This window comes from Protofrankia sp. CiP1_Cm_nod3 (assembly GCF_982290655.1).
Window position 1 is genome coordinate 17,549 of the sequence record NZ_CEVIVD010000051.1, and the last position, 8,718, is coordinate 26,266.

The 8,718-nt window shown below is 73.0% G+C and carries 8 protein-coding genes and 1 tRNA gene; 2 read left to right on the plus strand and 7 right to left on the minus strand.

Annotation, left to right across the window (positions count from 1 at the left end; all coding sequences use genetic code 11):
• The 6 genes from AC5LUJ_RS12080 to AC5LUJ_RS12105 all read right to left on the minus strand — a co-directional run.
• Positions 1-740 (minus strand): Rho termination factor N-terminal domain-containing protein (locus AC5LUJ_RS12080; RefSeq protein WP_493464952.1); only part of this gene is annotated, 740 nt, incomplete at its 3' end.
• A 691-nt stretch (positions 741-1,431) separates the two neighbouring features.
• Complete coding sequence (locus tag AC5LUJ_RS12085; protein ID WP_250286287.1) at positions 1,432-2,619, minus strand: homoserine kinase; 1,188 nt, start codon at positions 2,617-2,619, stop codon at positions 1,432-1,434.
• Complete coding sequence (thrC, locus tag AC5LUJ_RS12090; protein WP_250286284.1) at positions 2,616-3,815, minus strand: threonine synthase; 1,200 nt, start codon at positions 3,813-3,815, stop codon at positions 2,616-2,618. Before thrC ends, AC5LUJ_RS12085 begins: the two co-directional genes overlap by 4 nt.
• The gene (locus AC5LUJ_RS12095) at positions 3,812-5,095 is read right to left on the minus strand and encodes a homoserine dehydrogenase (RefSeq protein ID WP_250286292.1); all 1,284 of its coding nucleotides are present in this window, start codon (positions 5,093-5,095) and stop codon (positions 3,812-3,814) included. Before AC5LUJ_RS12095 ends, thrC begins: the two co-directional genes overlap by 4 nt.
• 190 nt (positions 5,096-5,285) lie before the next feature.
• Positions 5,286-6,362, minus strand: a complete 1,077-nt coding sequence (locus AC5LUJ_RS12100) for a DALR anticodon-binding domain-containing protein (protein WP_493464953.1) — start codon at positions 6,360-6,362, stop codon at positions 5,286-5,288.
• Between the two features lie 67 nt (positions 6,363-6,429).
• Entirely contained in the window at positions 6,430-6,822 is a 393-nt protein-coding gene (locus AC5LUJ_RS12105; RefSeq protein ID WP_445548535.1) for a response regulator transcription factor, read from the minus strand.
• Between the two features lie 73 nt (positions 6,823-6,895).
• Here AC5LUJ_RS12105 and AC5LUJ_RS12110 point away from each other — a divergent pair.
• Positions 6,896-6,967: transfer RNA gene (locus AC5LUJ_RS12110), tRNA-Arg, on the plus strand.
• A gap of 208 nt (positions 6,968-7,175) precedes the next feature.
• Here AC5LUJ_RS12110 and AC5LUJ_RS12115 read toward each other — a convergent pair.
• On the minus strand, positions 7,176-7,364 hold the full coding sequence (locus tag AC5LUJ_RS12115) for a hypothetical protein (protein ID WP_250286279.1): 189 nt from the start codon (positions 7,362-7,364) through the stop codon (positions 7,176-7,178).
• A gap of 307 nt (positions 7,365-7,671) precedes the next feature.
• Here AC5LUJ_RS12115 and AC5LUJ_RS12120 point away from each other — a divergent pair, with 307 nt between their 5' ends.
• On the plus strand, positions 7,672-8,718 hold the full coding sequence (locus AC5LUJ_RS12120; RefSeq protein ID WP_250286277.1) for an MBL fold metallo-hydrolase: 1,047 nt from the start codon (positions 7,672-7,674) through the stop codon (positions 8,716-8,718).

An 8,718-nucleotide genomic window follows, 5' to 3' on the forward strand; every position in this document is an offset into this window, starting at 1 on the left:
TGGCCACGGTCGGAAGAGCCACGGTCGGACTGGCCACGGTCGGAAGAGGCACGGTCGGAAGAGCCACGTCCCTGGCGGTCGCCGCTCGGGCGGTCGCCCTGCTGGCGCCCCTGGCGTTCACCGGACGCGGGACGCTCGGTCGGCGAACGGTCGCTATCCGACTGCTGACGGTCACGCCTGTCCTCGCGGGCCCGGGCGTTGCCGTTCTCCGACGGGCGGGGAAGGCTGGCCGTCTCGGCCGGCACGGCGACCACCGGCGCGTCCGTCACGCTGGGTATCGAAGGGGGGGGAGTGCTCTCCGCCACGGCGACGGGCTCGGCCGCGGCCGGTGCCACAACGGCTTCCGGCGTGCCGGCGGCCCGCGTGCGGCCGGCACCGCTCGTCGCCTCGGGGGCGGCCGCGGCGGCGGGCTGAGCCTGCCCGGGGCCAGGCAGGACGTCGGTCAGGCTCGTCTGCTCCGCCGGGGCTCTGGACGGGCTGCCCGACCCACGGGAGGCGGCCCGACGGCTGCGTCCACGCGTGGGCGCCTCGGCCGGCGCGCTCGTGCTCACGGCCGGTGCTGGCGCGCCGGTGGGGCCGGCGGCCGGCTCCGGCTGCGCGGCGGGGACGGCCGCGGCGCCCGGCGTCCCGGCCGGGGCGTCGTCGGCCTGGCCGCTGGGAGCCTGCACGTTCTGGATCGCCGCGATGAGCTGCCCCTTTCGCAGACGTCCCACGCCCTGGATACCCAACGAAGCCGCCATGGCCTGCAACTCCGGTAGCAGCATGGCCGAAAGGCCGGTGCCTGAGCGCCGGCGTCGCGTGGAGCCGGTGTCCACGGACGACGTCGGTGTCTGTGACCCCGCAGACTCACGTGCGCTGTCAGGCAGCACGTCGGTGGTGTCGCTCAAGATGTTCCTTCCCTGAAGGGACCGGCTTACGGAAGCCGGGTGATACTTGTTGACCTTCTTCGCCTGGGCATCCCACATGGAAACGATATTCAGCACCGGTGGGCAGGCAGAGCGCCCATGACGGCGCCAACGGCTGAGTACCGCGTGCGAACTCGTCTGTCCCGCTGAGGACTTGACCGGTGCTGGCCGAGGCTTCGATGACGAGGCTGAGGCACCAAGTCCGGTACCAGGTTCCGGCTACGAGGAGCCGGTGGCACCGGCGGGCGAGCACGCGCCGCGGCAGCAGCGGGTGCAGCCACCAGACTATCCAGACGCAGTCACCTGGGCAACATCCTTGCCGGCGTATTGCTTCGGAGTCATCCGTTTCCCGCCCGGGCCGGGGCCATTTCAGCCGATGTGCCGTACTCGTGAGGAGCGTCCACCGGACTTACGGAGCATGCCGGACAGACGTGCCACGCGCGGAACGGACACATCGGCGCCTGTCGCTCGGGAAGCTGTGGAGGATTCCCCACCGGCCGCGGCAGCGGCGGCAGCGGCCGGGCCGTCAGCCGACGACGAGCCTGGCCTGCGCCCCGTCCCGGTCGACGGGCAGGTCGAACACGCTGAAATCCCCGCCGGCACAGGCCCGCGCGAGGGCGGCCTGGTCCTCGTCGACGGCCAGCGCCAGCACCGTCGGTCCGGAACCCGACAGGACGGCCGCCAGCCCCGCCGCCCGCAGCCGGGCGAGCAGACCGCTGGTCTCGGGCATGGACGGCAGCCGGTAGGGCTGGTGCAGCCGGTCGTCGACGGCCGCCAGCAGCGCGTCCCGCCAGGACACAGCGCCCGGCCGGACGCGTTGTTGACTCCCGGTCTGGCTCCCGGCCGGCGTTCCGGCGGGAAAGCCGGCCGGCCGGTCACCGGCGAGGCCGGGACACCCGTTCCGCCCGTCGCCACGCGGCTGGCCGTCCCTCGGGCCGGCAGCGACGCGGCCGCCGTTTTCCGGCCCGGGCGTTTGCGGGGAGGCCTCCGCGGCGCTACCGGCCCCACCGGGGCGGGGCCGCGGGTTTCCCGGCATCGCCCACGGGTTTCCCGACATCGCCATCGCCAGCAGCGCGGCCCGCCCGGCGCTCATCGCCGCGTCCGCGTGGGGCACCCTCGCCGGCAGCGCCACCCGTGACTGTGCCGTCGACTGGCGGCGGGCGGGCACGAACACGACCGGCCGCAGGTCCTCGGGCGGGTCGGTACGGGCCACCCGCGGCGGGCCGTCGCCGTCGTGCCAGGCGATGGTGAAACCGCCGTAGAGGGCGGCGGCGACGTTGTCCGGATGCCCCTCGAGCCGACAGGCGAGCGCGAAGGCCTCCGGGATGCCCGGCCGGCCGCCGCCCAGCGCGCTCGCCGCCAGCAGGCCGCCCACGATCGCCGCGGCCGACGAGCCCAGGCCCCGGCCGTGCGGGATGCGGTTGACGCAGGCCAGCCGGAGCCCGGCCGGAGTGGTACCGGCCGCGGCGAAACCGGCCCGCAGGGCGCGGACGACCAGATGGGTCTCGTCGCGGGCGCCGTCGTCCTCACCGGCCACCTCGATCGACAGACCGGCGCCGGTGACGGTGACGGTGAGCTCGTCGTACAGGCCGAGGGCGAGACCACAGGCGTCGAAGCCCGGGCCGAGGTTGGCGCTGGTCGCCGGTACCCGCACCCGGGCCGTCTGGCCCGTCCGGGGCACGGTCAGCAGCGGTGACGCCGCCGGGTGGTTCACGACCCGTGCAGGTCGAGCGCCGTGGCCGCGGCCGCCACCGTCGCCGGTATGGTCACCGGCCTGGCCGCCCCGCTGATCGCCCACTCGGGGTCCTTCAGCCCGTTGCCCGTCACGGTGCACACCACCCGCTCGCCGGCCTCGACCCGGCCCGCGGCCCGGGCCTGCAGCAGCCCGGCGACGCTCGCCGCGCTGGAGGGCTCGACGAAGACGCCCTCGCGATGCGCGAGGAGCCGGTAGGCCGCGAGGATCTGCCGGTCGGTCACCGCGTCGATCCCGCCGCCGGAGTCGTCCCGGGCCCGCACGGCAAGGTCCCACGACGCGGGGTTGCCGATCCGGATCGCGGTGGCGATCGTCTGCGGCCGGTCCACCACGCTGCCGCGCACGATGGGGGCGGCACCGGCCGCCTGGAAACCGTGCATGCGGGGCCGGCCGGCGCCGCTGCGCGCGTCCTCCTCGACGTAGCCGCGCCAGTAAGCTGTGATATTCCCCGCATTTCCGACCGGCAGGCAGTGGACGTCGGGAGCCGAGCCCAGATCTTCGACGATCTCGAAGGAAGCGGTCTTCTGCCCCTCCAGGCGGAACGGGTTCACCGAGTTGACGAGGGTGACCGGGAAGGTGTCCGCGAGCTCGCGGGCGACCCGCAGGCAGTCGTCGAAGGAGCCGTCGAGCTGCAGCAGACGGGCCCCGTGGACAAGGGCCTGCGCCAGCTTCCCCATCGCGATCTTGCCGTCCGGCACCAGCACGGCGCAGGTCAGCCCGGCACGAGCGGCGTACGCGGCGGCGCTGGCACTGGTGTTGCCGGTGGACGCGCAGATCACCGCCTGGGAACCCGCCTCGACCGCACGGCTGATGGCCATCGTCATCCCACGGTCCTTGAACGAACCGGTCGGGTTGGCACCCTCGACCTTGAGATGGACCTCGCAGCCGGTCAGCTCGGACAGGTGAGCCGCGGGCAGCAGCGGGGTCCCGCCCTCCCGGAGAGAGACCACCGGCGTGTCCGCGGAGACCGGGAGCCGGTCCCGGTACTCCTCGATCACTCCCCGCCACACCCGGCGCGTCCTGGCGGCCCGCGCCGCCTCGGCGGCGGGGCCCGCGACCGCCTGCGGCACGGCTGCCCGTGCCGCAGGCGACCCCACCGGCACCGTCGCCGCAGGCGACCCCACCGGCACCGTCGCGGCACGCGATGTTGTCGTCACAGCTCACCTCCCTCGACCCGCATCACGCTCGCGACGGCGCGGACGACGTCCAGTTCCCGCAGCTCCTCGACGGTCGCGGACAGGGCCGCGTCGGTGGCCGCATGCGTGATCAGGACCAGACTCGCGTCGTCGCCGTGACCGTCCTGGCGGACGCTCTGGATGGACACGTCCTGGCGCGCGAACGCGGCGGCGACCGAGGCGAGCACCCCGGTCTTGTCCGTCACGTCCAGGTTGATGTGGTAGCGCGTCACGGTCGCGCCCATCGGCAGGACGGGCAGGGCCGCGTAGGCGGACTCCCCCGGGCCACGCCGGCCGGCCAGCCGGTTGCGCGCCACCGCGACCAGGTCGCCGAGCACCGCGGACGCCGTGGGCGAGCCACCGGCCCCACGGCCGTAGAACATCAGCTGACCGGCCGCCTCCGCCTCGACGAACACGGCGTTGAACGCCTCCCGGACCGCCGCCAGCGGATGCGTCCGCGGGATCATCGCCGGGTGCACGCGCACACTCACTCCGGGTGCCTCCACCGACCGTTCGGCGATGGCGAGCGCCTTCACCGTGCAGCCCATGGCGCGGGCGCTGGCGATGTCCGCGGCGGTGACGTCACCGATGCCCTCCCGGTGGACGTCGTCCAGGGTCACCCGGGTGTGGAACGCCAGCTGCGCGATGATCGCCGCCTTCGCGGCGGCGTCGAAGCCGTCGATGTCCGCGCTCGGGTCGGCCTCGGCGTACCCGAGCGCGGCCGCCTCCTCAAGGGCCTCGGCGAAGCCGGCACCGGTCTCGTCCATCCGGGTGAGGATGTAGTTGGTGGTGCCGTTGACGATGCCGAGCACCCGGCGGACCCGGTCACCGGCGAGGCTCTCCCGCAGCGGGCGCAGCAGCGGGATCGCGCCGGCGACCGCCGCCTCGTAGTAGAGGTCCACGCCGTGCGCGGCGGCGGCGTCGTACAGCGCCGCGCCGTGGGTGGCCAGCAGCGCCTTGTTCGCCGTCACCACCGACTTGCCCGCGCGCAGCGCGGCGAGCAGCCAGCCGCGGGCCGGTTCGATGCCGCCGACCACCTCCACGACGATGTCGATGTCGTCCCGGGTCGCCAGCGCCGCCGCGTCCCCGGTGAAAACCGCCGGATCGACCGGGAGGTCGCGCGCGATGGACGGGCGGCGGACGGCCACGCCGGCCAGCTCCAGGGGCGTGCCCACCCGGGCGGCGAGATCTTCGGCATGGGTGTGCAGCAGCCGAACGACGTCACTGCCGACCACACCACACCCCAGCAGCGCAATCCTCATCATCGCCGGTTCCTCATCGCGGATTCCTCACCGGAGCTTCTCCCCGTGGCCTGCCCCAGCATGCCCCTGCCGATCGTGGACGTGCCCCTGCCGGCCGTGGGCCTGGCCCTGCCGATCGTGGACGTGCCGGCACAGCCACCGGCGGGTACCGGCTGGTGGACGGGCGAACGGGCCTGGTCACGCACGACAGTCACATCCTCGTCGGAGCCGACACGCCCAGCAGGTGGAGGCCACCGGCAAGCACGATCCTGGTCGCGTCGGCGAGCAGCAGCCGCGCCCCGGTGAGCGCCCCTGCCGCGTCGTCGCCCCGGGGCAGCACCTCGCATGCCCCCTGGAAACAATGGTAGGTATCGGCGAGCTCTTCGAGGTAACGCGCGACCCGGTACGGTGCCCACGGCTCAGCCACCGCCGCGACGGCCCTCGGCAGATCACCCAGCGCCCGCAGCAGATCGCCCTCGCGCGGATGGGTCAGCAGGGACACGTCCGCGCCCTCGACATCCACCCCCAGCCCCAACTGCCCGGCATTGCGCAGCAGCAGACAAATACGTGCATGAGCATACTGGACGCGGAAAACCGGGCTGTCGTTGGCCCGCCTGGCAATGACGTCGAGGTCGATGTCGCGCACACCGACGCTGCCCGGTGGGAGGCGGGCGAGCGAATAACGGGCCGCGTCCGCCCCGACCGCGTTCACCAAGCCGGCCAGACCAGCCAGGTCGGCGAGGCCAGCCAGGTCGGCGGGGCCAGCCAGGTCGGCGGGGCCGGCGATCGAACCAGTGGCGGTGCGCCCGCCGCCGACGTGATCGCCGCCGTCACGGCGGCCCGCCTGATCGTCGTCGCTGTCCGGCCGCCGGAAACCGGGCACGACACCGTCGCCCGCGGCACCACGGACCGCGGCGTCTTGGGCCGCGACGTCCCGGGCCGCGATGTCGCGGACATAGCCGTCGCCCGCGCGCACGACCGTCCGGGCGATCTCGCCGAGGGCGTCACTCGCCAGCCGGATGTTGAGGAAGCCGCCGGCGGCGACATCGACAGCGGACACCGCCCGGTCCAGACGCAGCCGGGCCGCGACCGCCTCCGCGATCTCCCGCGGCGGCCGACGCGCCGGCCGGGCGAGCCGGAGGGCGAGCGGGGTGGCGTAGTCACCATGCCCCGCGGCCCTGGGACGTGCGACCGGCACCATCGCGGGTACCTCCACGTCGAGCTCGTCGTCCGCGACAAGATCGCGAACGATGGCCCGCAGGGTTTCCGCGAGATCGGCCGGAGTCATGGCGTGATGCTATCGGCGCGCACCGGCCCCGGCCGGCCGCCGAACCCCGGACGGGCCGGTCGTGACCTCAGACGGGCTGGCCGCGGCCGGCGGCGAGCCGGCGCACGACCCCGATCAGCTCGTCCGGGTCGAAGGGCTTGGTGAGGTAGTAGTCCACCCCGAGCCGTTCCCCACGCCTGAGGTCCGCGGCCTGGGCGCGCGCGGACAGCAGGACCACCGCGATGTCCGCCGTGGCGGGATCCTCGCGCAGGCGGGCAACCACGTCCCAGCCGTCCAGGTGCGGCATCATGACGTCCAATGTGATCACATGCGGCGCGACGGACCGGACCCGCTCCAGACAGTCGAAACCGTCGACCGCGGTGTACACCTCGAAGCCCTCCAGCTCGAGGTTGACCACCACAAGCTGGCGGATCACGGCGTCGTCATCCACGACGAGGACGCGCGGGGCTTCGCAGTACACATCCGGAGCTTACGGCTACCCGGCCGGATGACCACCCCCACGGGCCTGGTACGGTAAGAGCCGCAGCCCCGGAGCCCCCGTAGCTCAGGGGATAGAGCACTGCCCTCCGGAGGCAGGTGCGCAGGTTCGAATCCTGCCGGGGGCACACGTTGTGACTTACAGTAGCAAGAGCTGCATTTTTCCTGCTCATAATAGCTACTTCAGGACATAGATTCGCTACCTTCCACTGGCTCCAGCTTCGGCCCTGTACACCCGCAACGCCGACGGCTTCCACGGGCTGGACGAAGCGGTCACCGTCATCGCGCTCTGATCATGCCCAACCGGCGAAGCTCCTGCATCGCCACGGCGGACCCTCAACGGTTGAACTCCGGCCATTCCAGCGAGGCCGGCTCGTCGGTGCCGCTGGTACCGGACTCCCAGCTGCCCGGCTCATCGAGGTATCCCTGCCAGCCCGCCGGATCCTCCCGCTGGATCCGGGCGTAGGCCTCCTCGATCGCGGACCAGTGCTGCTCGGCCTCCAGCCTGCGCGACTCGACGTCCAACAGAACCTCCCGGCCCGGGCAGGCCGACCGGCCAGGGAGGTGATGAGCGTGGCCGGCCGGGCCGGCGGAACATCGGCCCCGGGGCGGGGATGCCCGTCGTCGACAACGGACCGGGCAGCGGACGGAAGACAATGATCACTTGCGTCTCGGGCCGTTCGCGTCCCGCCGGGGGGAACTGGCGCGGCGGGAGACGGGCGGCCGGTCGGCACAGTAAAATATATTAATTCTAATTATATTTAGATGGATGACGCTGGATAGGCCGAGAGCGTCGCGGCCGCCGGCCGAAGAACCGATCGAGGAGACGTGCGTGCCACCGCCGCCGAACGAACAGCCCGACGACTGGACGGAGCCCGGCGCGCATCCCGTGGCGGCCGGGGTCTACCGCATCCCGCTCCCACTGCCGTACAGCGGTCTGCGCGCCGTGAACGTCTACGTCGTGCCGGACGACGACGGCCTGGTCGTGGTGGACTCCGGCTGGGCCATGCCGTCCACCGAATCCGCGCTGGTCACCGCCCTGGGCACGCTCGGCTACCAGCTCGACGACGTCTCCCGCGTGGTGGTGACCCATGCGCACCACGACCACTACACCCAGGCCCTCGCCCTGCGCGCGCGGTTCGGGACAAAGGTCAGCATCGGCCGGGAGGAGCGCCACTCGATACACGCCGGCGGGGAAACCGAGGTCCTCGCCCGTCCACAGATCGCGATGCTGCTGCGCTGCGGCGCCCCCGAGCTGGCCGAACGCTACGCCCGATACCTGCTGCACGAGACGGACCACTCGCAGGACGCGCCGTGGGGCACCCCCGACAGCTGGCTCGACGACGGCGACGTCGTCGGCCTGGCGAAGCGCAGGCTCGACGTCCTCGCCACCCCCGGGCACACCCGCGGCCACGTGGTGCTTCGTGACAATGCCAACGGCCTGCTGTTCGCCGGCGACCACGTGTTACCGCACATCACCCCATCACTGGGGTTCGAGTGGGCGCCCGAACCGTCGCCGCTGCGCAGCTTCCTGCAGTCGCTGCGGCTGATGGGCGGCCTGCCCGACACGCTGCTGCTGCCCGCGCACGGCCCGGTCACCACCAGCGTGCACCGGCGGGTCGAGGAACTGCTGGCCCACCACGAGGCACGTCTGGACAGCGCCGCCCGCAATGTCCGCGCGGGCGCCGAGACGGCGTTCCAGGTCGCGTCGGCGATGCGCTGGACCCGCCGGGAACGGCGGCTGGACGAACTCGACACGACCAGCCAGACGCTGGCCGTTCTCGAGATCGAGGCGCACCTCGACCTGCTGGTGGAACACGGCCAGCTGGTGGCGGCCACCGCCGAGGACGGCGTTGTGCGCTACGCCCCTCGTGGCTGA